General features: G+C 64.4%; 19 protein-coding genes. 7 read left to right on the top strand and 12 right to left on the bottom strand.

Features of this window, described 5'->3' with window-relative positions:
• Positions 1-138 precede the first annotated feature (138 nt).
• Positions 139-741, top strand: a complete 603-nt coding sequence (locus tag C4K39_RS05530; protein WP_124345834.1) for a TetR/AcrR family transcriptional regulator — start codon at positions 139-141, stop codon at positions 739-741.
• The gene (locus C4K39_RS05525) at positions 738-1,937 is read left to right on the top strand and encodes a DUF418 domain-containing protein (protein ID WP_124345833.1); all 1,200 of its coding nucleotides are present in this window, start codon (positions 738-740) and stop codon (positions 1,935-1,937) included. The genes C4K39_RS05530 and C4K39_RS05525 overlap by 4 nt, the downstream gene beginning before the upstream one ends.
• Here C4K39_RS05525 and C4K39_RS05520 read toward each other — a convergent pair.
• Positions 1,934-2,467: a GNAT family N-acetyltransferase gene (locus C4K39_RS05520; protein ID WP_068583655.1), complete on the bottom strand. Its 534-nt coding sequence runs from the start codon at positions 2,465-2,467 to the stop codon at positions 1,934-1,936. The two genes, C4K39_RS05525 and C4K39_RS05520, sit on opposite strands and share 4 nt — an antisense overlap.
• 200 nt (positions 2,468-2,667) lie before the next feature.
• Here C4K39_RS05520 and C4K39_RS05515 point away from each other — a divergent pair, with 200 nt between their 5' ends.
• The gene (locus tag C4K39_RS05515) at positions 2,668-4,293 is read left to right on the top strand and encodes a glucan biosynthesis protein D (RefSeq protein WP_068583652.1); all 1,626 of its coding nucleotides are present in this window, start codon (positions 2,668-2,670) and stop codon (positions 4,291-4,293) included.
• Positions 4,294-4,358: 65 nt separating this feature from the next.
• Here C4K39_RS05515 and C4K39_RS05510 read toward each other — a convergent pair whose 3' ends face one another.
• From C4K39_RS05510 to C4K39_RS05500, 3 genes are all read right to left on the bottom strand, one after another.
• Positions 4,359-5,465, bottom strand: a complete 1,107-nt coding sequence (locus C4K39_RS05510; RefSeq protein ID WP_124345832.1) for an NADH:flavin oxidoreductase/NADH oxidase — start codon at positions 5,463-5,465, stop codon at positions 4,359-4,361.
• 311 nt (positions 5,466-5,776) lie between these two features.
• Positions 5,777-7,486 carry a single-stranded-DNA-specific exonuclease RecJ gene (recJ, locus tag C4K39_RS05505; protein ID WP_068583646.1) on the bottom strand — a complete coding sequence of 570 codons (1,710 nt, stop codon included), beginning with the start codon at positions 7,484-7,486 and terminating at the stop codon, positions 5,777-5,779.
• Between the two features lie 57 nt (positions 7,487-7,543).
• Positions 7,544-8,086 carry a YaeQ family protein gene (locus C4K39_RS05500; RefSeq protein WP_068583643.1) on the bottom strand — a complete coding sequence of 181 codons (543 nt, stop codon included), beginning with the start codon at positions 8,084-8,086 and terminating at the stop codon, positions 7,544-7,546.
• Positions 8,087-8,304: 218 nt separating this feature from the next.
• Here C4K39_RS05500 and C4K39_RS05495 point away from each other — a divergent pair, with 218 nt between their 5' ends.
• On the top strand, positions 8,305-10,041 hold the full coding sequence (locus C4K39_RS05495) for a tetratricopeptide repeat protein (protein WP_124345831.1): 1,737 nt from the start codon (positions 8,305-8,307) through the stop codon (positions 10,039-10,041).
• A 24-nt stretch (positions 10,042-10,065) separates the two neighbouring features.
• On the opposite strand, the gene C4K39_RS05490 is transcribed toward C4K39_RS05495, so the two are convergent.
• From C4K39_RS05490 to bacA, 6 genes are all read right to left on the bottom strand, one after another.
• On the bottom strand, positions 10,066-10,755 hold the full coding sequence (locus tag C4K39_RS05490; RefSeq protein ID WP_068583638.1) for a phospholipase D-like domain-containing protein: 690 nt from the start codon (positions 10,753-10,755) through the stop codon (positions 10,066-10,068).
• A gap of 45 nt (positions 10,756-10,800) precedes the next feature.
• Complete coding sequence (locus C4K39_RS05485; RefSeq protein ID WP_124345830.1) at positions 10,801-15,948, bottom strand: DNA repair ATPase; 5,148 nt, start codon at positions 15,946-15,948, stop codon at positions 10,801-10,803.
• A gap of 149 nt (positions 15,949-16,097) precedes the next feature.
• Complete coding sequence (locus C4K39_RS05480) at positions 16,098-18,170, bottom strand: flotillin family protein (RefSeq protein WP_022642517.1); 2,073 nt, start codon at positions 18,168-18,170, stop codon at positions 16,098-16,100.
• Between the two features lie 36 nt (positions 18,171-18,206).
• Positions 18,207-18,848 (bottom strand): OB-fold-containig protein, encoded by a 642-nt coding sequence (locus tag C4K39_RS05475; protein WP_068583628.1) that lies wholly within the window; start codon positions 18,846-18,848, stop codon positions 18,207-18,209.
• A gap of 66 nt (positions 18,849-18,914) precedes the next feature.
• Positions 18,915-19,610, bottom strand: coding sequence for a PspA/IM30 family protein (locus tag C4K39_RS05470; protein WP_068583625.1), 696 nt, complete (start codon positions 19,608-19,610; stop codon positions 18,915-18,917).
• 15 nt (positions 19,611-19,625) lie between these two features.
• A complete protein-coding gene (bacA, locus tag C4K39_RS05465) occupies positions 19,626-20,246 on the bottom strand; it encodes a biofilm formation regulator BacA (RefSeq protein WP_068583624.1) in 621 nt (206 codons plus the stop codon).
• 309 nt (positions 20,247-20,555) lie between these two features.
• Between bacA and C4K39_RS05460 the strand changes: the two genes are divergently transcribed.
• Complete coding sequence (locus tag C4K39_RS05460; RefSeq protein ID WP_068583622.1) at positions 20,556-21,755, top strand: CaiB/BaiF CoA transferase family protein; 1,200 nt, start codon at positions 20,556-20,558, stop codon at positions 21,753-21,755.
• 40 nt (positions 21,756-21,795) lie between these two features.
• Positions 21,796-22,644: a TIGR02285 family protein gene (locus C4K39_RS05455; RefSeq protein ID WP_124345829.1), complete on the top strand. Its 849-nt coding sequence runs from the start codon at positions 21,796-21,798 to the stop codon at positions 22,642-22,644.
• A gap of 167 nt (positions 22,645-22,811) precedes the next feature.
• Here C4K39_RS05455 and C4K39_RS05450 read toward each other — a convergent pair whose 3' ends face one another.
• Positions 22,812-23,099, bottom strand: coding sequence for a DUF3509 domain-containing protein (locus C4K39_RS05450; RefSeq protein ID WP_068583615.1), 288 nt, complete (start codon positions 23,097-23,099; stop codon positions 22,812-22,814).
• Positions 23,100-23,295: 196 nt separating this feature from the next.
• Between C4K39_RS05450 and C4K39_RS05445 the strand changes: the two genes are divergently transcribed.
• Positions 23,296-23,958, top strand: coding sequence for a response regulator (locus tag C4K39_RS05445; RefSeq protein ID WP_124345828.1), 663 nt, complete (start codon positions 23,296-23,298; stop codon positions 23,956-23,958).
• Here the strand turns inward: C4K39_RS05445 and C4K39_RS05440 are convergent.
• Entirely contained in the window at positions 23,955-25,217 is a 1,263-nt protein-coding gene (locus C4K39_RS05440; protein ID WP_124345827.1) for an EAL domain-containing response regulator, read from the bottom strand. The genes C4K39_RS05445 and C4K39_RS05440 overlap by 4 nt on opposite strands.
• Positions 25,218-25,254: the final 37 nt, after the last annotated feature.

Genomic DNA, 25,254 nt, shown 5'->3' with positions numbered 1-25,254 from the left:
GATCACCTCGCTCAACTGAAGGGCATTAGCCCCCTGGCCAACATTTCTTGACTCTTTTTAACAAGAATTGCATTGCCCCGCCCCAGCCCATTGCAGTTAATTGAGCAGCCGCTCAATTAACTCAAGAGGCCCACCTGCATGCGTCCCGCCAACCATGTGCAACGCGAAGCACGGTACAACGCACTGCTGGACGCTGGCGCCCGCTGCATCGCCGAACATGGCTACATGGCTACCCGAACCGCGGACATCTGCCTGATCGCGCAGATGAGTGCCGGCAACCTGTTTCATTACTTCCCCAGCAAGCAGGCGCTGCTGCTGGCACTGATCGCTCGCGAAGGCCAGCAGATCCAGCAGGAGATGGAACACCTGCTGCAGGAGCAACAGCCTCTGGAGGCCCTGATGGGCTTTCTCCTGCACCTCTGCCAGCTCGCCGAGGACCCGCACTACACCGGCCTGGCCTTGGAGATCGCCGCCCTCAGCCACCGTGATCCACAGGTTTGCAAACTGGCACGCCACAACGATCTGCTTTTGCGTGAAGGACTCGCCGCCCTCGTGCGCCAGGCCAACGACCTGGGGCTGGTCCGCCCTGGGCTGTGTGCCGAGCAAATCGCCAACTGGCTTGCCGTCATGATCGACGGCCTGTTCGCCCGGGTTGCCGTCGATCCGCAATTCGCTCCCCAGGCCCAGGGCCCTGTCCTGCAAGAACTGGCTCTGCACCTGCTACAAGGAAACCGAACATGACCCCCGCGCGTATTTCCGGCACGCAACCGGCACGTCTGCAACATGTGGACGCCCTACGAGGCTTCGCCCTACTGGGCATCCTGGCGGTGAACATCTGGTCCTTCGCCGACCCCTACTACGCTTCACCGACCAGCAACCCGGCCTATTCCAGCGCCCTCGATCACCTGGTGCGCTGGCTGGTGTCGGTCTTCTTCGAGGCCAAGTTCTACCTGCTGTTCTCCTTCCTGTTCGGCTACAGCTTCACCTTGCAGATGAGCTCCGCCGAACGCTCGGGGGCGTCCTTCGTGCCGCGCATGTGGCGCCGGCAACTGGCCCTGCTGGTCATCGGCCTGGTGCACGGCGCGCTGCTGTTCTATGGCGAGATCCTCTCGCTGTATGCCTTGCTCGGGTTGATCCTGCTGGCACTGCGTGGGCTATCGGCCAAGTCGGCGGCGGTACTGGCGCTGCTGCTGGTCATCGCCAGCACGCTGATGTTCCTGCTGTTGGGGGGCGAACTGCTGGAGATCGGCCTCTACACCGGCACGGCCGACGGCGAATCGGTGCTCAAGGACATGGCCTTGGGCGGCAGTGCGCTGGAGACCCTGGCCTACAACGCTTCGCACCTGCTGGAAACCGCCTCGGCCCTGTGGCTGCTGCAAGGGCCCAGCACCCTGGCAATGTTCCTGCTGGGCTACGTGGCCGGACGCAAGGAGCTGCTGGTGGCGCCCTATCGCTTCGAGCCCAGGCTGCCATGGCTGCTGGCGTTCACCCTGCCCCTCGGCCTGGGCGGCGCCCTGCTCTACGGCTACTGGGCCGCCTATGCCCCGGGGGGTGGCCTGGAATTGATCGGCTATGGCCTCAGCCAGTTGACCGCGCCCTTGCTCTCGGCCAGCTACGCCATGCTACTGCTCAAGGCCTTCGACTCATCCCTGGGCCAGCGCCTGTGCCGGCGCCTGGCACCCCTGGGACGCATGTCCCTGAGCAACTACCTGCTGCAATCAGTGATCCTCTGCCTGCTGTTCACCGGTTACGGACTGGGGCTGGTCAACCATTTACCACCGTTGGCCTTGCCGCTGGTGGTGATCGCCATCTACCTGGTGCAGATGCAACTCAGTGCCCTGTGGCTGCGCCATCACCAGTACGGCCCTTGCGAATGGCTGCTGCGCGCGGTGACCATCGGCGCCTGGCCGAACTGGAGCAAACCCCGCCAGGCCTAGGCCAGGCGCAGGTACAGGTGAATGTCCTCGGGCTCCAGGCGCAACAGCTCCGGGTCGGGGACGTCCAGCAACTGGCAACCCAGGCCCTGGTAGAAATCCACCGTATGCCGCGACGGCGTGGCTGACACATACAAACCCTGGCCGCCCATGGCCAGGGCCTGCTCCCGGGCCAAGGCGAACAACTGCCGACCGAGGCCATGACCACGCCAGTCCTGGCTCACATGCAGGAACTTCAGTTGGCGCAGGTCCAGCCCGGCGTTGGCGATCGGCAGGCAATCCACCACCGCCGCCGCCACCAGCCGCGTGTCGTCGAAGGCCCCATGCAGCCACCCGCCACGCTGGTAACACTGCTGCAAGATCACCTCGTCATGCTCGGCTTCCCCGACCGGCCAACCGGTCACCACTTCATGCTGGGCATAACGCACCAGCCCTCCATCCTGCAGGCGGTAGAACGCTTCGATGATCTCGGCACGGTCGATGGTCTTGAGCAAGGCGATTTCGTCTTCGACAAGTGGTCGCAGGCGCAGCATGGGGCAATTTCCTAGGGCTGGTTAAGTCGTTACCTATGGACACAAGCTAATCATTTTTCTGCCCTGGGCGAACCGATTATTCTACGCAGCATCTGTTTAAGGTCAGACGGGTCCGGCCAACGGCATGGCCGGACCTCATCCACGCGATCCCCCGAGCGGCCAAGAACGGCTGCGGATCTTTCCCTGTACAAGGCTTAACCATGCATCGTAGGAATCTCCTCAAAGCGTCCATGGCCCTGGCGGCCTATACCGGCCTTTCGGCCAGCGGCCTGCTGGCCGCCCGAGCCTGGGCCGGTACCGGTGCCGCCGATGGCGAGGCACAGGCATTCGACTTCGAGCGCCTCAAGGCCCAGGCCAGGCAACTGGCCGCCAAGCAGTACGTGGACACCAAGCAGGTGCTGCCGCCGACCTTGGCGCAGATGACCCCGCAGGACTTCAATGCCATCCAGTACGACGCCAAGCACTCGCTGTGGAATGACCTGAACGGCCAGCTGGACGTGCAGTTCTTCCATGTGGGCATGGGCTTTCGCCAGCCGGTGCGCATGCACAGCGTCGACCCCAAGACCCGCCTGTCGCGGGAGGTGCACTTCCGTCCGCCGCTGTTCAACTACCAGAACACCCGCGTCGACACCTCGCAGCTCAAGGGCGACCTGGGTTTCGCCGGATTCAAGCTGTTCAAGGCGCCGGAGCTGGATAGACACGACGTGGTGTCGTTCCTCGGCGCCAGCTACTTCCGCGCGGTGGACGCCACCGGCCAGTACGGCCTCTCGGCCCGGGGCCTGGCCATCGATACCTACGCCAAGCATCGCGAGGAATTCCCCGACTTCACCCAGTTCTGGTTCGAGACCCCGGACAAGGACAGCACCCGCTTCGTGGTCTATGCCCTGCTGGACTCGCCGAGCGCCACCGGTGCTTACCGCTTCGACATCGACTGCCAGGCCGAGCGCGTGGTGATGGAGGTCGATGCCCACGTCAATGCGCGTACGGCCATCGAGCAACTGGGCATCGCGCCGATGACCAGCATGTTCAGCTGCGGCACCCACGAGCGGCGCATGTGCGACACCATCCACCCGCAGATCCACGACTCCGACCGCCTGGCCATGTGGCGCGGCAACGGCGAATGGATCTGCCGGCCGTTGAACAACCCGGCGACCCTGCAATTCAACGCCTTCGCCGACAAAGACCCGAAAGGCTTCGGCCTGGTGCAGACCGACCATGACTTTGCCAGCTACCAGGACACCGTAGACTGGTACAGCCGTCGCCCGAGCCTGTGGGTCGAGCCCACCACCGCCTGGGGCGAGGGCAGCGTCGACCTGCTGGAGATCCCCACCACCGGCGAGACCATGGACAACATCGTGGCCTTCTGGACACCGAAGAAGCCGGTGGCCGCCGGCGACTCGCTGAACTACGGCTACAAGCTCTACTGGAGCGCCCTACCGCCGGTGGGCACGCCCCTGGCGCGGGTCCACGCCACCCGTTCGGGCATGGGCGGCTTCGTCGAGGGCTGGGCCCCGGGCGAACACTATCCGCCCGTCTGGGCGCGGCGCTTCGCCGTGGACTTCACCGGCGGCGGCCTCGATCGCCTGCCGGCGGGCACCGGCATCGAGCCGGTGGTCACCGCCTCCAACGGCCAGGTCAAGGACTTCAGCGTACTGGTGCTGGACGAGATCAAGGGCTACCGCATCCTCTTCGACTGGTACCCCACCAACGACAGCGTGGACCCGGTGGAACTGCGGCTGTTCATCCGCACCAACGATCGCACCCTGAGCGAAACCTGGTTGTACCAGTACTTCCCGCCGGCCCCGGAGAAACGCAAGTACCCTTGATGCCCTACCGGTGAGGTGCCCCCTACCATTTCCTTGACTGGCCGGTTTTTCTTGCCTGCATACGGTCAGTCCCGCAGGTCCGATTCGTGGATCGGCTGGTCCCTGTGGGTCGCCCGCTGGTACTGCGCCGGCCAGGTGGCGTTGCGCCCGCCCAGGTCGTCGTCGGCATGCAGCGGCCAGTAAGGATCGCGCAACAGCTCCCGGGCCAGCAGGATGATGTCCGCCTGGCAGGTACGCAGGATGTGCTCGGCCTGGGCCGGCTCGGTGATCATGCCCACGGTGCCGGTGGCGATTCCCGACTCCTTGCGCACGCGCTCGGCGAAGCGCGTCTGGTAACCGGGGCCGGTGGGGATCTCGGCATTGGCCGCCGTACCACCGGACGACACGTCGATCAGGTCCACCCCCAGGTCCTTGAGGCGCCTGGCCAGCTCCACGGTTTCGTCGGGATTCCAGCCGTCTTCCACCCAGTCGGTGGCCGAGACCCGCACGAACAGCGGCAGCTCCTGCGGCCAGACCTGGCGCACCGCATCGGTCACCTCCAATACCAGGCGGATACGGTTCTCGAACGAACCGCCGTAGCGGTCCTGGCGCTGATTGCTCAGAGGCGAGAGGAACTGGTGCAGCAGATAGCCGTGGGCAGCGTGCACCTCCACCACCTTGAAGCCGGCCTCCAGGGCCCGCTTGGCAGCGGCGACGAAGGCCTGGATGACGTCGGCGATCTGGTGCTCGTCCAGTGGCGTCGGTGGCGTGTGCTGCGGGTCGAAGGCGATCCGCGACGGCCCTACCGGCACCCAGCCCCCGTCCTCGGGCTTGACGCTGCCGGACTTGCCGAGCCAGGGCCGGTGGGTGCTGGCCTTGCGCCCGGCATGGGCCAGCTGGATGCCGGCGACGGCGCCCTGGGCACTGATGAAACGGGTGATGCGGCGCAAGGGTTCGATCTGGTCGTCGTTCCACAGCCCCAGGTCCTGGGCGGTGATCCGGCCGTCGGCGGTGACCGCCGTGGCCTCGGTGAAGATCAGCCCGGCTCCGCCCACGGCACGGCTGCCCAGGTGCACCAGGTGCCAGTCATTGGCCAGTCCGTCCACCGACGAGTACTGGCACATGGGCGACACGGCAATGCGGTTGATCAAGGTCAGTTGACGCAGGGTATAGGGTTCAAGCAGCAGACTCATGGGGCACCTCTCGGTCAGTGGTCAGGCTCCAGGGATCTGTTTGAACGGTCGACGAGTGACTGCGAAGTTGAAGCGCCCGCCCCCGCGGGAAGAGAAAAGGACAAAACGTCACAAGGCCAATCAGACAGTCCTAACAGACTAGTCGACAACATTGGCCGAAGCAGGGTTCCTGATCACTCGCCGAGCGAAAACCCCAGGCAGCGCTCCATGTCGCCGCTGCCGCAGGCTATGCATGACCGTGCAGCGGGCTATCTGCGGCCGCTGCGCGACCGGTCGCAGCCTCGCAGGCTCGGCAGCGGCTACAGGGTGCGTCAGCGGGGCTCGATGTGGGCGATCATCAGTTGCACGGTTTCCTGGCCACGGAACTCGTTGAGGTCGAGCTTGTAGGCCAGCTCCACCCAGCGGATGGTCGGGTTGGGCCAGACTTCGCGATCGATGCCGAAGGCGATGCCGTCCAGCTTCAGCGAACCGCATTCGCTGCGCAGCACCACCTTCAGGTGGCGTTCGCCGACGATGCGCTGCTCCACCAGCTCGAACACCCCATGGAACATCGGCTCGGGAAAGTGCTGGCCCCAGGGGCCGGCATGGCGCAGGGCGCGGGCCAGTTCCAGGTGGAATTCCTCCACGGCCAGGGTGCCGTCCGACAGCAGGCGCCCGGTGAGGTCTTCCTCGTTGAGCTGACGCCGCACCTCCTCATCGAAAGCCTCGGCGAAGGCCGGGAAGTTCTGCTCCGGCAGCGACAGGCCGGCGGCCATGGCATGGCCACCGAACTTGCTGATCAGTTGTGGATGGCGGGCGGCCACCGCGTCCAGGGCGTCACGGATATGGAAGCCCGGCACCGAACGCGCAGAGCCCTTGAGCATGCCGTCGCCAGCGTCGGCAAAAGCGATGGTTGGCCGGTGGTAACGCTCCTTCAGGCGCGAGGCGAGGATTCCGATCACCCCCTGGTGCCAATCGGCATCGAACAGGCACAGGCCGAACGGCATCGATTCCACCGGCAGCTCCTTGAGCTGGGCCAGGGCTTCGCGCTGCATGCCCTGCTCGATGGACTTGCGGTCCTGGTTCAGCTCATCGAGCTGGGCGGCCATGGCCCTCGCCGCCGACGCATCGTCGCTGAGCAAGCACTCGATGCCCAGGCTCATGTCGTCCAAGCGCCCGGCGGCGTTCAGCCGAGGCCCGAGGATGAACCCCAGGTCGGTGGAGGTGATGCGCGAATGGTCGCGCTTGGCCACTTCCAGGATCGCCTTGAGCCCCGGCCGGGCGCGACCGGCGCGAATCCGCTCCAGGCCCTGGTGCACCAGGATGCGGTTGTTGGCATCCAGCGGCACCACGTCCGCCACGCTGCCCAGGGCCACCAGGTCCAGCAGCTCGCCGATATTCGGCTGCGGCCGGCTCTCGTAGCGGCCCAGGCTACGCAGCCGCGCACGCAGCGCCATCAGCACATAGAAGATCACCCCGACCCCGGCCAGGGCCTTGCTGGGAAACTCGCAGCCCGGCTGGTTGGGGTTGACGATGGCGTCCGCCGCTGGCAGCTCCGGGCCCGGCAAGTGGTGGTCGGTGACCAATACCTGCAAGCCCGCGGCCTTGGCTGCGGCCACGCCATCGACACTGGAGATGCCGTTGTCCACGGTGATCAGCAACTGCGGCTGGCGCTGCAGGGCCACCGCGACGATTTCCGGGGTCAGGCCATAGCCGTACTCGAAGCGGTTGGGCACCAGGTAGTCGACATGGGCCGCGCCCAGCAGGCGCAGGCCCAGCAAGCCCACGGTACTGGCGGTAGCGCCGTCGGCGTCGAAGTCGCCGACGATGAGGATGCGCTGGCGCAGGTCCAGGGCGGTCACCAGCAGGTCCACCGCGGCGTCGATGCCCTTGAGCTGCTGGAACGGGATCAGCCGCGCCAGGCTCTTGTCCAGCTCATCCACCGTCTGCACGCCTCGGGCGGCGTAGAGACGGGTCAGCAACGGCGGCAGGTCGCCGAGAAAGGGCAGGACGGCGGGTAACTCACGGGGTTCGATACGCATGGGCTAACAGCAACTTCTCTTGGGGGACGGTGGGTCGTTCAGGAGCGGCGCGGGCAATCAGCCGCGCTCGCCCAGCAGCCATTCCAGCTGCACTTCATGCTGGCCGCGATCGTCGGTGACGAAGAGGGTGCCTTCGCTGATCATCACATCCCACTTGATCACCCGTGGCATGTCCTTGGCCAGGGTCTCCAGCACCTCCTGGGGCACGCCGGCGATATTGAGATTCTTCAGGTTCTTCACCGCGTCCACCACCCGGGTCTGCCAGACCCGCAGGCTGCCGTAGGCCAGGAGGCTGGTGCGCTCGGTACGGCGCGAGCACCAGGTCAGGCGCTCGGCGTCCGGCTGGCCGACTTCGATCCAGTGCAGCACGCGGTCATCCAGGCTCTTTTCCCACAGGGCCGGCTCGTCCACTTCCGACAGGCCGCGCCCGAACGACAGCTGCTCGTTGTACCAGAAGGCATAGGCCAGCAGGCGCACGGTCATGCGCTCTTCGGTTTCCGAAGGGTGGCGGGCGATGGTCTGCTTGACGCTTTCGTAGACCCCGCGGTCGAGGTCGGTCAGGTTCAGTTCGAATTTGTAGGTGGTGGACGGCTGGGCCATGTGCGGGCTTCTTGAGTATGCGAAAAGGCGGCAAGTCTAACCCGAAACCCGCCGCCCTGCCCGACCGCTGGCCCGCTGCCTGGCTCCAGGGCAACGCTCTCCCAGGTGCATGGCCTGGGTAAAGTCGGTTGCCAGGCCCGCCCCACGGCTTTATAACCCCCCGCGAGTCGGCAGGCGCGCTCCGCGCCAGAGCCGTAGCCCAGTAGAAAAGGAAGTCCATGACCCTCTTTGTCACCCTGCTTGTCATCGTGCTGATGTTCATCGCACTGATCTTGTACACCCGCCAGAAACTCGCAAAGTACAACCAAGGCCTGCCAGAGACTGGCGAGATCAGCGCCCAGATCGGCCAGACCCTGCTGCTGAGCAAGGCCGAACCGCTGCTGGCGCTGAAACTGGCAGAACGCCTGCCTGGCGAGGCCCAGCTACTGGCCTTGCAACTGGTGACCAGCGAACTCTATCTGGCAGGACAAAAGGCCCAGGCCCGGAAGGTGTACGAGCAACTGCCGCCTTACGCCCAGGAATACGCCCTCAATACCCTGGTCGAAACACTGCTCGACACTGGCCAGACCCAGGCGTGCCTGGAACTGTTGGATGCCTGGGAGCTGTCCCTGCCCAGCTGGCCGCTGCTGCAAGCCCAGATACTCCAGGCCCGTGGCGAACACGACCAGGCCCTGGTACTGCTCCAGGAACTGAGCGATCCACGACAGCCTGCCGCTCACGAACGCCAGAGCGTCGGCAACCTGCTGGTGCTCGCTCGCTTGCTGCATCAGGCCGGCCAGCAGGATGCCGCACAGGCCAGCCTCGAACAGGCCTGGACGGCGTTCGCGGAGTCCGATGAAAGTTATCGCCAGAGCGTACTGCGCAGCCTGTTCGATGCGTGTGCGGCCCAAGGCCGGTTCGACTCGATCCTCACCCGGGCCGCAGCATTGCCCGCAGAAGAGCAGGCCCAGGCAATCGCCGCGCTGATCGGTGCCGGCCAACTGGACTCGGCCCTCGGCCTGTTGGCGGCACTGGGCAACGACCTCTACTACACCACGTACAGCGAACTGATGGACCTGGCCCTGGCACGGCCGTCGATCGACGATGCCGTGCGCCTGCTGGATAGCGCCCCGGACCTGCATCGTCATGGCCTGCTGCTGATCCTGTTGAACCACCTGGCCGCCCAAGGCCGGATGGCCGAAGCCGAAACCATGCTCCAGACCCTGGAGACAGAGCCGAGCCAGCATCCGGGGCTCATGCTCACTCTCTGCGAGCAGCACCATGCTGCACAACCGCAATGGAGCGAATCCTTGCTGGCCAAGGCCCTGCAACAGATCGATGGCTACCGGGACGACCACGACTTCTGGAGCGGTATGCGCATGCAGGCCCTGCAGACGCAGTTGCAGATCCAAAGCCGCCTGCCGGCCCATCGCCGGGACAGCTGGTTGGTGCGTAGCGGCCTGGAGGAAATGCACAAGCTGCGCCAGCAGCAAGAAGGCGAGCAGCAACTGCTCTGCCTTCGCGAACAGACCAGCCTGCTGCACGCCCTGGGCCAGACCGCACAGGCCAGGACGCTGCTGGAGCAGGCCCTGGAGCTGCTGGACAGCGACAGCCTGCCGGAGCTGGACGAGATGGATAAGACCTTCTACCTGGAGGATATCGCCAGCGCCTACCTGGACATCGACGAGGTGCAGCAGGCCCAAGCCCTGCAAGACCGCCTGAACGCCCTGGAGGCCGGTAGCCGGACCCTGGAAGAAGACCTGCTGCTCAACCACATCGAGCACCAGCGTTTTGCCGAAGCCATCGAGGCCCTGAACCTGAGCACCCTGCTCAGCGACAAGAAGCCCCTGTCACGCCTGTATCAAGCCCTGGAGGATCTGCACCAGCGCTCCCCGGAGCGGGCCAGCGAACTCCAGCAACAGCTGATGGAGCGGTTTTCCAGCGAGTTGGCCTGGCGCCCCTCCCAGACGAGCTGACCGACAAGCTCCCGCTGCGCGCCTTCAACGAGGCGCGTAGCGCTCCCAAAGCTCGTTGAACTCCTTGAGGTAGCTGGCCACCAGTTGCGGGTGGTCGATCACCAGCAGGTTTTCCTCATTGCCGGTGGTGGCGCTGCGGGTCCAGTTGAAGCTGCCATTGAGCAAGGTGCGGCCATCGAACAGGGCGAACTTGTGGTGCATGTGGAACGGCGTGTCGTCGATCCGCACCGGCACTCCGGCCTCCCGTAGCGCAGCGATATCGCTGCCGACATCGAACTGCTTTTCACTGTCGCTGATCACCCGCACCGCCACGCCGCGCTGGTGGCAGGCGCGAATCTCGTCGCTCAGTTGGTCATCGGAAATGGTGAACACGCAGATATCCACCGAGGCGCGGGCCTGGCGGCACAGCTCGCGGATCTTGCGCCGGCAATCCTCGCCGGGGCTGAAGTGGGCGCTGGCCATGTCACGCACCGGCGCGACGTTGACATCCAGGGTCTTGACCACCTGCTCCAGCCATTTCAGGGCCGGCAGCACGTTGGCGCTGTCCGCCAGACTCAGCTCGCGCACCAGGTCAAAGGCGCGGTTGCGCAAGTAGCGCACCTGGTCGGCGCTGAGCTCGCTGCCCAGTTGGCGCAGCTCGTCGCGCTCCTCGTTGCTCAGTTTCAAGTCCAGCAGGCTGTCGCGCAGTTGCCGGTCCAGATGGGCGAAATCCATGTGGTTTTCCTTGGGCCGCCACCAGCGAACCGGTGGCTGGGCAGGCTAGGGTTGAGGGTCCTTGAGCGTCGGTACTTCACCATTGCTGAGCATGCGGCTCAGCTCATCGAGGCGCTGGGCGATATCGCCGATGCGCTGATGGCTGTGCAGGTCGACATCGATCTTCTTATGCATCACCTGAACCAGCGGCAGGAAGCTGCTCTGCAACTGCTCGGAGAGGCTCTCCAGCACCTCGCGCACCCTGTGCTGCTCCGTGGGCCGGGCCAGGCCACGAACCCCATCCACCAGGTCGTTGAGCTGGGCCACCACGCGGGTGCCGACATCGCTGTCGCTGCCGCCCATGGAGCGGTTGCGCACGAAGTCGCGCTTGATCTGCGTCCAGCGCTCGCCCTGCTCGGGGGTCTGGTTGCCACGCAGCTCGGCGAGCTTGAGCAGGTTCTCCTCGGCGCCGGTGGTCAGCAGCTGGGATTCGCCCTGGTAGTGGTCGGCGATCAGTTGCAGGAGTTCGGCATCGTTCATCACCGCCGAGATCTTCTCCGCCATCTTGTTCATGTTGCGGTAGCTGCCCTGCAGCTTGAACGGCGGCTCGGTGCGGTACTGGTCGGCCTGGGCGGCGCTGGCGATGTACTGCTGGTTGACCCGCAGCACCACGTCGCGCACCTGCATCAGGCGTTGCAGGGTGGTGGTGATCTCGTTGATCTCGGCACCGCTGTAGCTGTGGCTCAGCTCGTTACTGGAGAAGGCCTTGCCCTCGGCCTTGGCGACGAAACGGTAGACGTCGGCCATATCGCGGGTGGCCAGCGGCGCCAGTACCGGGTTGGAGGTCAGGCCGTTCTCGATGTAACTCAGGGAGAAGGCTTCCTGCATACCGCCCAGGGTGTCGCCGAGGTTATAGATGTCGGCCCGGTTGGCCAGCATGTCGGGGATCTTGAACACCTCGCCGGACTCGGTATACGGGTTGCCCGACATCACCACACAGAACTTCTTGCCGCGCATGTCGTAGGTCTTGGTCCCGCCCTTCCATACGCCTTCGATGCGTCGGGTGCCATCGCACAGCGAGATGAATTTCTGCAGGAACTCGGGATGGGTGTGCTGGATGTCGTCGACATAGAGCATCACGTTGTTGCCCATCTCCAGGGCCAGGTTGAGCTTCTCCAGCTCCTGGCGCGAAGTGGCGTCCGGCGCCTGGGCCGGGTCCAGGGACCGCACCTGGTGGCCCAGGGCCGGGCCGTTGATCTTCATGAAGATCAGGCCCAGACGGTGGGCCACGTATTCCATCAGGGTGGTCTTGCCGTAGCCCGGTGGCGAAATCAGCATCAACAGGCCCATCAGGTCGGTGCGCTTGTTCTCGCCCACGGTGCCCATCTGCTTGGCCAGGTTGTCACCGATGAAGCCCAGGTAGACGTCGTTGATCAGCTTGTTGCGCACGAACGAGCTCAGTGGCCGTGGCTTGAACTCGCTCAAGCGCAGGGCCGAACGCTCACGAACGACGATGCCCTGGCGCAGGTTCTGGTAACGCTGCAGGCCTGGCAGGAAGGTTTCGCGATGAGCGCGCAGGCGGGCAAAGAAACCATCCACCGTCAGCGCCAGGCTGCGCTCCTCGATGCGCGGGTGCTCGCCCATCAGGTTGTCCACGGTGAAACGCAGGTCGACCTCGGTGAGCCGTCGGGCGCAACCTTCGCCCAGCAGCGACAGCGCCACGGCCTCGGGCACGTAGCCGGCCAGTGGGGCGAACTCGCCCTCGGCGCACAAGGCCGCCAGCCAGTTGCCGGTCAACGCCCACTGCGCTGCGGGGCGCTCGGCCAGGCGCGCCAGGGCCTGCTGGTAGTCGTCCCACATCCGCGCGCCTTGCAGGCGCAGGGCCAGGGCCTCCTGCAATTGCCGGGCGTACTTGCTGAAGGTGAACTCCACGCGGTCCGCTGCCAGCTCCTGTACCAGGTATTCGGCGGCCTCGGGCAGCAGTTCGGTGGCCACGACGAAGCCCTGAATCCGGTGCCAGTCTTCGAGGGCCACGAGGATTTCCGCCTGCAATTGCAGCAACCCCTCGCGCCGACCGAACAGCTGCTGGATGTGCCGGCTGGTACGGGCACGCTCCACCCATTGCCGGGGTTGCGGCTCGGCCTGCTGGCGGTCCCAGAAGAGCGCGGCAAAGGCCCGGGCCGCCGGGCCATAGGCCAACAGTCCGGCACTGTCGCGCAGGGGCAGCAATTGCAGGAGGATCGCCGCCGCGTCGTGGTCGTGGATGCCCTTCTCGTAGCCTTCCTTGTAGCGTGGCGCCGCGAAGTCGCGGATCACCCGGGCCAGTTCCTCAGGGTGGGCCAGCAGTGGCTTGAGGTTTTCCAGGCTCAGGCCTTCCTGGCCACGGTCCGCTGCGTCCAGCACCTGTCCGGCCAGGTACTCGGCGCGATACAGCTGTGGCGATTCCGACTCCAGGGCCACCTGCCAGAAGTCGCGCAGGGCTTCCAGCTCGGGGTCTTGCAGAGGCTCGAGGAAATCGGTGCCGGTCAGATGCAGGTAGAGCTCGTCGCCCCGGGGCATCAGCGTCAGGTCCAGCTCCTGGGTGTTGACGCTGAAACGATGGCGCGGCCCCAGCTTGATGACATTGCCGCCTTCCTCGAACAACTCGGTCTTGTCCCGCAGGGCGCGCACGGCCTGGTCCCGGGCGCCCTTGAGGCGCGCCTCGACGTCATCGGCCTTGACGCTGTCCTTGAGCTCGCGCAGGCGCTCGGCCAACTCCCGCAGCTTGAGGATCAGCGGGTCGGCGGCGAAGAACGCGTTGAGCTCCTCGGCCTGGGTGAAGCGGGCGGTGCGCCGGCCCAGGCTATCGAGAATCCGCCGCGCTGCGTCCAGCAGGCCCTGGGCCTTGCGCTGGCGCTCATCGAGCAGCGACTGCTTGTGGGCCTCGAAGGTTTCCAGCAACTCCTCGCGCTTGCCGAGGATGTCGCCGAGGAACTGCTCATGGTCGCCGAAGCGGCTTTCCAGCTCCTCCAGTTGCACCAGCAACCGTGACAGTTGCTCGTCGCAACGCTCCGGGTCCTGGGCCTGGGCCAGGGCATTGGTGATGCCCTGGCTGAAGAGTTTGAACTGGGCACCGAACTGCGCCACGGTCTCGGTCGAGCCCAGGCCCTTGCGCCGCTGTTCGGCGCGGGCCTTGGCCTGGTTCAGCCGGGCGTAGATCTGCGAGATGGACTCGATGATCCGGGTGCGCTGGGTGGCATCGTCGATCTGCAGCGAAGCCATCAGGCTGGAGAGCATGTCCAGGTCGCCGGCCATGGCTTGCAGGGCGCCCAGGGGCTCGCCGAGCTGGGCCACGGTCTCGGCCTTCTGCGCCTGGGCATCGAGGTTTTCCAGCTGGCTGACCAAGGGCAGCAGGGCCTGCTCGCTGGCCAGGAAGGTCGCGGTGCCAGCGGCGGTACGCTCCTGGGCCTTGAGCAGCTCGGCCTCCATGGCGTCGATGCGGACCACGTCGATATAGCGATAGTCGCGGATGGTCAGCAGCAGGCCGCGCTGGGCGGTGATGCCGTTCAGGGCATCGACGAAGCTCTGCACCTGGTCCCAGCTGTCCACCAGCAAGCCATCGAGCAGGGCTTTCTGCTTGGCCTCGGCGGCCACCATGGCCTGCTCCGACTGGAGCCGGATGCTCTCGACCTTCTCGTATTCGTCCAGCACCAGTTCCGAGGTAGCGGCCACTTCGCGCAGCAGCGGCGCCAGGCCATCGAGCTCGGCGCTGCCCAGCCAGTGGTACACGTCGAACAGGCGCCGGGTGTTCTGGCACAGCAGCGAGTAGCGCTGGACCGAGACCGCCGGGGTGTCGATCTCGCGGCACAGGTCATAGAGATCGGAAACGCTGCGCACCAGCTCGGCATTGCCGATGCGCCCCAGGAAGCCGCTGCGGGCCGGTTGCCGCGCGGCGTATTCTTCGGTGAAGAACGGGGTCTGCCAGACCTGCATCGGGTGGACACGGGTCGGCTCGTCGCCCTCGGCGGCGAAGATCACCATGCGCCCGTCTTCCAGGCGCGCATAACCATGGCCGAACAGCGGGTTCTGCAGCTGGCGGTTGATCATGTTGTAGGTCAGCAGTACCGAGCGCCCCTGCTCGGGGTGGTAGAAGATGTACTGCACATCTTCACCATTGGGCGAACGGACCGAGCGCTTGAAGCGCATGCCTTCCATGGACTGCTCGAAGGTCTTGTACTCGCCGCTTTGCAGGTAGTAGCCACCGGGGAAGATGATCCCGTGGTCCTCCGGCAGCTGGACGCAGGCCAGGCCCATGGCGTCGATGCGCTCCACCTGGCGGGTCAGGCTGTTGAACACCAGGTAGCGCCAGTGCTCCTCGCGATACGGCAGCACCTTGAGCAGGATCAGGCTGCCCAGGCGGGCGAACTCGATCTGCGAGTCGTCCAGGGACTGGGTCTTGTCCAGTACCTCTTCACGGTAGATGCCCAGGCCCGACTCGGTATTGTTCTCGACCTTGATGGTCAGGTCGCCGCCGATGGTCTCGACGAACACCGTGTCGAGGATGTTCAGGTGCGGGAAACGGCCCTCGACCACCATCTCGCGGGTGGCCTTCTTCCATTCGAAATCGAAGGGTGCCGGCAGGGCGATGTCCCGTTCACCACGGTTGTCGATGTAGCGCACGTCTCGGCCATCCGCCGAGATCGACCAGCGGAACACCCGCACATCGGTGACTCGCTCGCCGATCTGGAAACTGGCCAGGAGCTTGCCGTCGCGAATCGCCAGCTGCAGCAGGCGGGTGTTCTTGTAATAGGTGTACAGCTCGTTGAAATCGTTGAGGAAGCCCTGGGCCCCCAGGAAACTGCCTTCCAGGGGCACGGACTCGGCTTCGTAGCCCTCGCCCTCCTCCACCAGCCGGTACAGGGAAAACACGTCGGCGACGCTGGTTTCCTTCTTCAGGCCCATGAACACGTTGTAGCCAAACAACAGGCAGTCGCCGACCTGGACGATGTCCCGGGCGATGCAGTTGTTCTCGGTGCGGATGCGCGCCCGCCCGACCACTTCCATGCGGCTGTTGCCGAACTCGTCCAGACGCTTCTGGTTGAGGCTGTCCGTGGTGGTGCGCAGGCGTTGGCCCTGGTCCTGCAGGCGCTTTTGCAGCACCTCATAGGCGCCGCCTTCGGCGACAGCCTTGTCCAATACGTCCTGCGGGGGAGTTGCGACTTGAGCGTCCGACATCGTGGCCTTCCTGGATCTACGGCGGTGTGCAAAAAAAGCGGGAGCCTGGAACCTGGCTCCCGGTACCCGGACTCAACCCCTGGAGCCCACCCGGTAGCCGCTGCCCAAGACAGCGGCTACCGGTGCGTCAGCAGGTGAGTTCAGGTATTTCAGGCTTCGGCAGAGGGTGCCTCGACCTTGCGCGCGGCGGCGGCAGCCAGCTCGGCGGCTACGGCCGGTGCGGTCTTGCCGTTGAGCAGGCGTGCCAGGACGTCCTGGACCACCGGGCTCTTGCCCACCACGCCCTCGATGGCCTTGCCCACCGACAGCGACTTGGCGAAGGAGTTGAAGAAGTCGCCCTCGCCTCCGACGATCTCGATCTTGGCCTTGCTGAGGGCGGCGGACAGCACTTCGGCCTGCTCCTTGGCGATGTCCTTGTTGGCGGCGATGGCGGCCATCGCTTCCTCGAAGTTCTTCTCCAGTTGCATGCGGAACTCTTCGTGCTGGCGAGCGCTGTCGCTGAGGGCATCCAGGGCACCGAACTTCTTGCCCAGGCCTTCGGCCTCGGCGTTCAGGCGCTGCAGCAGCACTTCGGCTTCGGCCGAACCCAGGTCCTTGGTGGCCTTGGCCTTGGCCGCGCCCAGCTGTTCCTCACCGCGTGCCTGGGCACCGAGTTTCTCTTCCAGGACCTTGGCGTCGGCCAGGCCGTCTTTTTCCTTGGCAGCAGCCTGGGCTTCCAGCACCCGAGCGTCGGCCAAGCCTTTTTCCTGGTCGCCACGGGCCTCGGCGATCAACTGCTCGGCACGTACCCGGGCCAGGGCCAGGCCTTCTTTCTCCTGGGCTGCAGCGGAGACTTCCAGCACCCGCGCATCGGCCAGGCCAGGCGCTGCGCGCTCGGCTTCCAGGCCTTCGGCCAGGCGCTTCTTGGCCTCGGCCTGCTTGGCCGCGGCTTCCAGCTCGGCCTGGGCCAGGTTGTTGATTTCCACGGCCTTGTGCTTGGAACGGGTTTCGTCAGCTTCGGCCTGCTTGACCTGGCGCACCAGGTCCTGCTCGGCTTCGGCCTGGGCCTGGATCACCACCACCTGCTTGGCGCGCTCGGCCTCGGACACTTCACGCACTTCCTTGATGCGCTCTTCTTCCTGGGCCACGGTCTTCTCGACCGCCACGCGCTCGCGGATCACCGTGGCGATGTTCTTGCGCTGTTCTTCCAGGGCCTTTTCCTTCTCGATGCGCTGCAACTCCACTTCGCGCTCGCGGGCCACCACTTCCAGGTCCTTGGCGCGGGTGACTTTCTCCACCTCGATGACCACGGCACGCTGGCGGTTCTGCTGGGCCACTTCGACTTCGCGCTGGTGGTTCTCGGTGCGCACGTCGATTTCCTGCTGGGACTGGATCCGCGCCTGCTCGGCCTTCAGCCGCTCTTCTTCCTTGACCTTGGCGGTCTCGGCTTCCTCGCGGGCACGAATGGTCTCGATCTCGCGCTTCTGCCGGGCCTCGGCATCGGCCTGCTGGCGTTCCAGGGCCAGGGATGCCTCGCGGGTCTCGACGTTCTTCTTCTGGATCGCCAGCTCCTGGTTGCGCTCCAGTTCGTTGGTGATGACGTTCTGGGTCGCGGTCAGCTCGGTGATCTTGCGGATACCCTCGGCGTCGAGGATGTTGCTCGGGTCCAGGGAATGCTTGGCGGTTTGCTCCAGGTAGTCGATGGCCACGTCTTCGAGCACATAACCGTTAAGGTCGTTGCCGATGATCTCGATGATCCGATCGCGGAAGTCCTGGCGGTTCTCGAACAACTGCACGAAGTCGAACTGCTTGCCCACGGTCTTCAGGGCTTCGGAGAACTTGGCGTTGAACAGCTCATTGACCGCCGCACGATCGGAAGCACGGTCGACGCCGATGGCCTTGGCCACCTTGAGCACGTCTTCCTGGGTTTCGTTGACCCGCAGGTAGAAGGCCACGGTGATGTCGGCACGCATGTTGTCGCGGCAGATCAGCCCGTCCTTGGCCCGACGATCGACCTCCAGGGTGATCAGCGAGATACGCATGAATTCCTTGAGGTGGATCACCGGGTACACCAGGGCACCGGTGAAATGCACCTTGGGCGTGGAAGACATGTCGTTGACGATCAGGGCCGTGCCCTGAGGGACCTTGATGTAGAAGGCCTTGAACAGGGCCAGCAGGCCGAAGACCACCAGGACGACAAGGCCGAGCCCGAGCAGGATGGGCAGCAGCGACGGTAAGTTCATGCAATCAATCTCCTTTGATTCTGAGGGAGTCCGGGCTCAGAGGCCGCGAAACTCGTCCTCGGTAATGACCCGATAGGCGTGTTGCGCCTCCAGATACTCCAGCAACACGACTCGGTCGCCGCGTTTGAATGCCCGCGCCTCATCGGCACGCACCCGCAGGATCAGCCCCGCGCCACCGTCCTCGAGCACGGCTTCGCCATGCTCCAGGGTGACTCGGCCACTGCGCACTACGGCAGTCTGCCCCAGCACCGACTTGCTGCTGGTAGCTTCCATCTTGTGAAACAGCGGGCGCAACGGAGCGCAGATCGCCGCACTGACGGGCGCCGCCAGGAACAGTGCGAGCACCGCCAGCAGCAGGCCCAGGGGATAGCGCAGCCAACCCAGGGGCAGCTGGCTGAAAATATAGAGTTCGGTGAAATACGTCAGGAACCAGCTGAAGAACATCAGCAGGGTCAGCACCAGGGTGACCGGTACGCCGTTGAGCTTGAACTTGATCAGCAGCCCGGCCAGGCCTTCGGTGGTGTGGGCGCCGTCGAGCAGCGAGTCGGCCTCGAAATCCAGGAGGTCCACCTCGAGCAACCCCATGGCGACCACGGCCCAGTAGATCACTGCCAGGCAGAGCATGAAGCTGAACAGCACCGTGGGGAACGACAAGACTGTCCGCAGGAAGATTTCCATTGCTTTCCTATCCCTGAAAAAGCCGGGCAAGGCCCATCGGCCCCGCCCCTGACACACAACGATGAATCAGGACTTGCTACGGTCCTTCAAACGCGCCAGCACGTTGTCGGCACTGGTGCTGCCGGCGACGATTCCGGCTTCGCGCAGCTTGGCATCCAGGGCATCGTCCGGGTTGCCAGTGCTGGCCAGTTCGGCCGCGGCTTCCATTTTCGCCGCGCGCTCGGCCTGCTTCTGCTTGATCCGCTCCAGCGACTCCACCGCGGTGTGCAGCTTGCTCTGCGAGCCGCCATAGCGCTGGGCTACGGCCTGCTGGGCCTTCTGCACGCTTTCGGTAGCCTTTACGGTATCGACCTGTTGTTTCAAATGCTTAATGTTGCCTTCGGCCTGGGTCACGGCCTTGCGCAACTGGGCGACGCTGGCGGCGAAACCGTCGGCCTGCTCGCGCTCCACCACCAGGTCGTTTTCCAGGTTGGCGATCTTCTGCGCCACTTCCTGGGCCAGGCTTTCATTGCCTGCTTCCAGGGCCTTGAGCGCATAGCTCTCGTATTCGGCGACCTTGGACGCAGTGGCGTCGGCGCGCTCGGCGGCGAGTTTCTGCCGGGCCATGATCTCGGCCAGGGCCTCCTTGGACTTGCGCAGTTCCTGGTCGGCGTCGCGGATTTCCTGATCAAGAATCCGCAGTGCCTGGCTGTCCACCAGGGCTTCGCCCGCCTCGTTGGCGCCACCGCGCAGGGCAGTGAGCAGCTTGCTCCATACGTTCATGTGCATTCCTCCAGGTCAGGCCTGAGCCTTCAGGTAGCCTTCATAGGCCTCGGTGGCCCTGATCACGTTGCCGGCCAGGGTTTCGATCTCGTAGAGCACATTGGAGAGGATCGAGGTGGCACTCAGGGCGCCGAACATCATGTAGAAACGCTCGCCTCCAGGGCCTGTCTCCAGGCCAATGCTCGACAACGGGAAGAGTTGGCGACTGAGCAGCACTTCCTCGTTGAACGCGGCTACGTCGGTGACTTCGCTCTGCGGCCAGAGCAGTGCTTCCACCAGGATCTGCTCGCCGGACACGGCGACGAACAACGGCAGGTCGCCGTACTCGCGCATGGTCACGTGCAAGCTCGGCTCGGCGCCTTCGAGCAACTCGACGCTGGCTTCACCGCCAGTGAACAACTCGGTGGCCGCCAGGGCCTGGCACAGCGATCGGGCATTCCAGATCTGCGGCATGCTCATTTCTCCATCCTTTTCCACAGAAACCAGCCCCTCGCAGGGCTGGCGCAGTTGGCGTTCAACCGCCAGCAACGCCTTGGCGTTCTCCGGCAGTATCCAGACTTCCTTTTTCACCAGGCCCTGGTCACGCAGGCGCTGGCGGAACAAACGTTGGTAATGGGCTGAGGATTTGTTTTCCATGGCGCACAGACTAAAACATCACATGTAATATTCGCAATTCATCACATGTAATTTATATGAAGGGTATTTGTAACAAAATCATTCAGAATGAAACATCACCCCACGCCCTCAAAAACCCTGACAGGCACAGATCGTCCAGGCGTGACATTTCATTCAAGCGCGTCATTAGACCCGCTCGCCCAGCGGATGAGAAGCACAATCATTGGCACACCCGTGCCGAAAAAATACCTCCAGGCAGCAGCCAGACCGCTGCCTTAATGCCGACCAATGGTCTAGGCTAGGCGGATTTTCCAGCCCAGCGGACGCCTCATGAACAGTCTCAGCAAGCCCCTCGCCGGATTGAAAGTGATCGAACTCGGCACCTTGATCGCCGGCCCTTTCGCCTCGCGCATCTGTGCCGAGTTCGGCGCCGAGGTGATCAAGGTGGAGTCCCCGGACGGCGGCGATCCGCTGCGTAAATGGCGCAAGCTCTATGAAGGCACTTCGCTGTGGTGGTTCGTGCAGGCGCGCAACAAGAAGTCCTTGACCCTCAACCTCAAGCACCCCGACGGCCAGGCGATCCTCAAGCAACTGCTGGGCGAGGCGGACATCCTGATCGAGAACTTCCGCCCCGGTGTGCTGGAGAAGCTCGGCCTGGGCTGGGACGTGCTGCACGCCCTGAACCCCAAGCTGGTGATGGTGCGCCTGTCAGGCTTCGGCCAGACCGGGCCGATGAAGGACCAGCCGGGCTTCGGTGCCGTAGGCGAGTCCATGGGCGGGCTGCGCTATATCACCGGCTTCGAGGATCGTCCGCCAGTGCGCACCGGGATCTCCATCGGCGACTCCATCGCCGCCCTGTGGGGCGTGATCGGCGCCTTGATGGCCCTGCGTCATCGCGAAGTCAACGGCGGCCTCGGGCAGGTGGTGGACGTGGCGCTGTACGAAGCGATCTTCGCCATGATGGAAAGCATGGTTCCGGAGTTCGATGTGTTCGGTTTCATCCGCGAGCGTACCGGCAACATCATGCCCGGCATCACCCCCTCCTCCATCCACACCAGCGCCGACGGCCGCCATGTACAGATCGGTGCCAATGGCGACGCGATCTTCAAGCGCTTCATGTTGATCATCGGCCGCGAGGACCTGGCCAACGACCCGACCCTGGCCAGCAATGACGGGCGCGACAACCGTCGCGACGAACTCTACGGCGTGATCGATCGCTGGGTGGCCTCCCTGCCCCTGGAGCAGGTGCTGGAGCGCCTGAACCAGGCCGAAGTACCTGCCAGCCGCATTTTCAGCGCCGAAGATATGTTCCACGACCCGCAGTTCCTGGCCCGGGAAATGTTCCTCCAGGCCAAGTTGCCGGACGGCAAGCCCTTCAAGATGCCGGGGATCGTGCCCAAGCTCTCGCAAACCCCGGGCAGCACCGAGTGGGTCGGGCCGCAACTGGGCGAACATTCAAGCGAAGTGCTGACGGGCCTGGGCTACAGCGCCGAACAGATCCGCGACTTGCGCAGCAGCGGAGCGATCTGAACTGGACCGCCAGCGCACCAGAAGCGGCCGCTGGCGGGCGATGCCATTGGCGCTACTGCTGCTCTGGCTGCCCAGCCCTCCGGGCCACGCAGAGATGCTGACCTGGCTGCTGCGAGACCTGCCACCGCTGAGCATTTTCGAAGGCGAGCAAAAAGGCCAGGGCGTGGTCGACCTGCTCATGCCACGGCTGATTGCCGAACTGCCGGAGTACCAGCACGAACTGGTAAGGGTCAATCGTGCACGGGGCCTGCAGATGCTCCGTGAACCCAGTTTCACGTGCGACCCATCGCTGCTCTGGAGCAAGGAGCGGGCGCAATGGGTGACCTACTCCATCACCAGCGTTCGAGTCCTGAGCAACGGCCTGGCGGTCCGCCGCGCCGATCGCGCGTCACTGGCGCAGTTCATCCAGGACGGCAAGGTCGACCTGCCGGCCCTGCTCGCCAGTGGCAAGAGCCCGCTTGGAGTGGTCGCCGAACGCAGCTATGGCCAGCAACTCGACAAGCTGCTGCAACAGGTCCCCGAAAGCAGTATTCGCGCCCACTACGGCAACGATGCCTTGGGCAGCCTGCTGCAGATGCAGCGCCTGGGACGCCTGCAATGGCTACTGGGCTATTGGCCGGAAATCCGCTACCAGGCCACGCAGCAAGGCATCGACCCGCAGGACCTGCTTTTCTATCCGATCCAGGGAACCGACAAGTACCAGGAGTTGCACATCGGCTGCTCCAATACCCCCCAGGGCCAACAAGCCATCACTCGGATCGACCAGGCCCTGCTCAAGCTGCGCGAAGACTTCCTGGTGGAGCGGTATGCCGCCTGGCTGGAGCCGGGACTTCGCGATGAGTACCGCGCCGACGCCCGGGCGTTTTTCCAGAGCCACGAGGGCCGCTGATTAAACGCCGGGCAAAAGAAACCCCGAGAAGTGGGGAAGCGACTCGGGGTTAAACGTGGTCTATACGACCCGTACCAACAGGTTGGCAAGCATCGGAGCAAAATGCCTGTTCCTGATGGCAATGACTCTGACTAACGGGATTGACGGAAGGTTCCGTGAAAATCCGTTCATGTGCGATGTTCGAATGCCTTGCCTTCGGCGGCATGGCGCAATGCAGCGATCACGCAGGGCTCCAGCCGGCCTTCGGCAATCAGTACATCCCGATGCAGGCCGTCTACGACATCGGTCAGCAAACGCTTGTCGGTCAGCTGGGCCTGGTTGACTTCCCGCTCCACCACCAGGGTTCCCGAGGTATCACTCAAGCTCACCAGGCACTCGCCATGGGCTCCGCAGGGGGTCAGGGCCACCTGGTACGGACTCAGTGCCTCGCTCAACAAAAGACTGATACTTTCCATCTAGATCACCACTCAATAGCTCGAATTAAGGTTCGAAAACAAAAATGTCGGTAGCTTTCTGACATTCAAGTGACCGTTGCTCAGAGAGGAAAGTTCGTCACACCTACAGCTACCGATCTGAGTCAATCGAGCATGCACGGGTAATATGACAGGCAGAAAACGGCCGCCCACGCTGCCTTTGCATTGGAGCCCAGCCTTGAAAGCAACGCCGAACAACAGATTGCGCATCATCCTCGCCGACGACCACCCGATCTTCCTGATCGGCCTGCGCGCCGTGCTGGAACAAGACGACAGCCTGGTCATCGTCGGTGAAGCCAGCTCACCATCCGCTCTTTTCCAGTTGGTGCAGGACACGCCCTGCGATGTGCTGGTGACCGATTTCATGATGCCCGAGGAGCAGCAAAACGATGGCCTGCGCCTGCTCGAGCAGCTACGCCGGCATCATCCCGAACTGCCCATCGTGGTGGTGACCATGCTCAACCACGCCGGGCTGTTCCGCTCGATCCTCGACCTTGGGGTCATGGGCCTGCTGAGCAAGGCCAGCCTGGCCCAGGAGCTGCCCAGCGCCATTGCCCACGCACGCCAGCACAAGCCCTACGTAGCCCAGGCCATCCAGCGGGCCCTGAGCCTGGCCGGTGAAGTGGGGCCCGACCGCCTGGTCTCCAAGGAACAGCTATCGCCCAGGGAACTGGAGGTGATCCGCTTGCTCGCCGCCGGCCATGCGGTGGGCGAGATCGCCGCCCAGCTCAACCGCAGCAAACAAACCGTCAGCGCTCAGAAGGTCAGTGCCATGCGCAAGCTGGGCCTTTCCAGCGAGGCGGCTTTGTATATCTACGTCCAGGAACACGGGCTGGCCTAGGCACACATCCCGGCGGCCCGCACCGCCGATTGCGCGGACTCGCGCCCCAGGGTTTGCGCCAGCCATTGGCGCATGTCCGCGGCGCTCATCGGCGGCGCCATGAAGCACCCTTGCAGATGGGCCGCGCCCATGGTCTTGGCCACCTGGTACTCGGCTTCGGTCTCGATCCCCGCCACCACCACGCCCAAGGCGATGCGCCGGGCCATGCCCACTGCACTACCGACCAGCGCCTGTTTGCGCTCATCCATGGCCATGCCGGCGACGAATGCCGGAGGGATCTTCAGCTCGGTGAAAGGCAACTCCAAAAGGCGTTGCAAACTGGTACCGCCAACGCCGAAATCACCGATGGACAACTTGCAGCCGATCATCCGCAGGCGCAGCAAGGCCTCCACATGAGCGGTATCGGTCTGCAGGCGGGTGGTATCGACGATCTCCAGGGTCAACAGCCGCGCAGGAATCTCGAAGCGCCGCAGCAAGACCTCCAATTGACGCGGGAATAGCGGTCGCTCGAGGATGCCCACCGGAATGTTCACCGCCACCGGCAGCGCATGGCCCATCACTAGCCTCACTCCCGCCGCCAGCTCCAGCGCCTGCTCCAGCATGTGCCAGGTGAACACTTCCTGCAGGCCGGCGAACTCGATCAACGGCAGGAACTCGGCCGGCATCAACAGCCCGCGCTCCGGATGCTCCCAGCGCGCCAGCGCTTCGACGCCATGCAACCCGCCACACCGCTGGATGACTGGCTGAAAGTGCGCCACCCCGTGCCCCAGGATCGCCGCTACGCCTTCTTCTGGGGAGACATCCTCGGGGGCGAACAGATCCAGGGCCAGCAAGTCCCGGAGCAAGGCCTGGTTGAGTGCCGGCCCCTGGCGAGAGAACTGCTGATAGGTCGTGAGCAGCTCGCCGATCACCGCCACCGACGCTGGCTTGGGCAGGCAGGCGAGGATTTTCAGCCCCAGTTCCCGAGCCATGCCCGCGGCGCCTTCGAGCACATCCGGTTCGGCGTCGCTGAGGATGATCAGGGCCTCGGCCTGCCGCTCCCGGGCCAGTTCGCGGATCAACTCCAGGCCATCGGCCTCTTCCAGGTAGAGATCGCAGATGGCGATATCCACCGGCCCCTTGCTCACCAGCGAACGCCGTGCGGACTCCAGGTTCTCGGCGGCCAGCACGTTGTACACGCCATTGGCGTTGAGCATCTGGTGCAGGGCCATCAGCTGGAACGAGTTGTCTTCGAGAATCAGCACTTTAAGCGAATGCATGGGGCAACCTCCGGTACGACACAAGCGGGAACAGTCC

It is taken from the genome of Pseudomonas sessilinigenes (assembly GCF_003850565.1).
Lineage (GTDB): Bacteria > Pseudomonadota > Gammaproteobacteria > Pseudomonadales > Pseudomonadaceae > Aquipseudomonas > Aquipseudomonas sessilinigenes.
Note: the sequence above shows the minus strand (reverse complement) of the source record. Positions and strands in the feature narration are given on the sequence as shown.

Bases quoted from the DNA above. Each gene is read 5' to 3' on its own strand.
- C4K39_RS05530 (WP_124345834.1), top strand. From the start codon at position 139: ATGCGTCCCGCCAACCATGTGCAACGCGAAGCACGGTACAACGCACTG.
- C4K39_RS05525 (WP_124345833.1), top strand. From the start codon at position 738: ATGACCCCCGCGCGTATTTCCGGCACGCAACCGGCACGTCTGCAACAT.
- C4K39_RS05520 (WP_068583655.1), bottom strand. From the start codon at position 2,467: ATGCTGCGCCTGCGACCACTTGTCGAAGACGAAATCGCCTTGCTCAAG.
- C4K39_RS05515 (WP_068583652.1), top strand. From the start codon at position 2,668: ATGCATCGTAGGAATCTCCTCAAAGCGTCCATGGCCCTGGCGGCCTAT.
- C4K39_RS05510 (WP_124345832.1), bottom strand. From the start codon at position 5,465: ATGAGTCTGCTGCTTGAACCCTATACCCTGCGTCAACTGACCTTGATC.
- recJ (WP_068583646.1), bottom strand. From the start codon at position 7,486: ATGCGTATCGAACCCCGTGAGTTACCCGCCGTCCTGCCCTTTCTCGGC.
- C4K39_RS05500 (WP_068583643.1), bottom strand. From the start codon at position 8,086: ATGGCCCAGCCGTCCACCACCTACAAATTCGAACTGAACCTGACCGAC.
- C4K39_RS05495 (WP_124345831.1), top strand. From the start codon at position 8,305: ATGACCCTCTTTGTCACCCTGCTTGTCATCGTGCTGATGTTCATCGCA.
- C4K39_RS05490 (WP_068583638.1), bottom strand. From the start codon at position 10,755: ATGGATTTCGCCCATCTGGACCGGCAACTGCGCGACAGCCTGCTGGAC.
- C4K39_RS05485 (WP_124345830.1), bottom strand. From the start codon at position 15,948: ATGTCGGACGCTCAAGTCGCAACTCCCCCGCAGGACGTATTGGACAAG.
- C4K39_RS05480 (WP_022642517.1), bottom strand. From the start codon at position 18,170: ATGAACTTACCGTCGCTGCTGCCCATCCTGCTCGGGCTCGGCCTTGTC.
- C4K39_RS05475 (WP_068583628.1), bottom strand. From the start codon at position 18,848: ATGGAAATCTTCCTGCGGACAGTCTTGTCGTTCCCCACGGTGCTGTTC.
- C4K39_RS05470 (WP_068583625.1), bottom strand. From the start codon at position 19,610: ATGAACGTATGGAGCAAGCTGCTCACTGCCCTGCGCGGTGGCGCCAAC.
- bacA (WP_068583624.1), bottom strand. From the start codon at position 20,246: ATGGAAAACAAATCCTCAGCCCATTACCAACGTTTGTTCCGCCAGCGC.
- C4K39_RS05460 (WP_068583622.1), top strand. From the start codon at position 20,556: ATGAACAGTCTCAGCAAGCCCCTCGCCGGATTGAAAGTGATCGAACTC.
- C4K39_RS05455 (WP_124345829.1), top strand. From the start codon at position 21,796: ATGCCATTGGCGCTACTGCTGCTCTGGCTGCCCAGCCCTCCGGGCCAC.
- C4K39_RS05450 (WP_068583615.1), bottom strand. From the start codon at position 23,099: ATGGAAAGTATCAGTCTTTTGTTGAGCGAGGCACTGAGTCCGTACCAG.
- C4K39_RS05440 (WP_124345827.1), bottom strand. From the start codon at position 25,217: ATGCATTCGCTTAAAGTGCTGATTCTCGAAGACAACTCGTTCCAGCTG.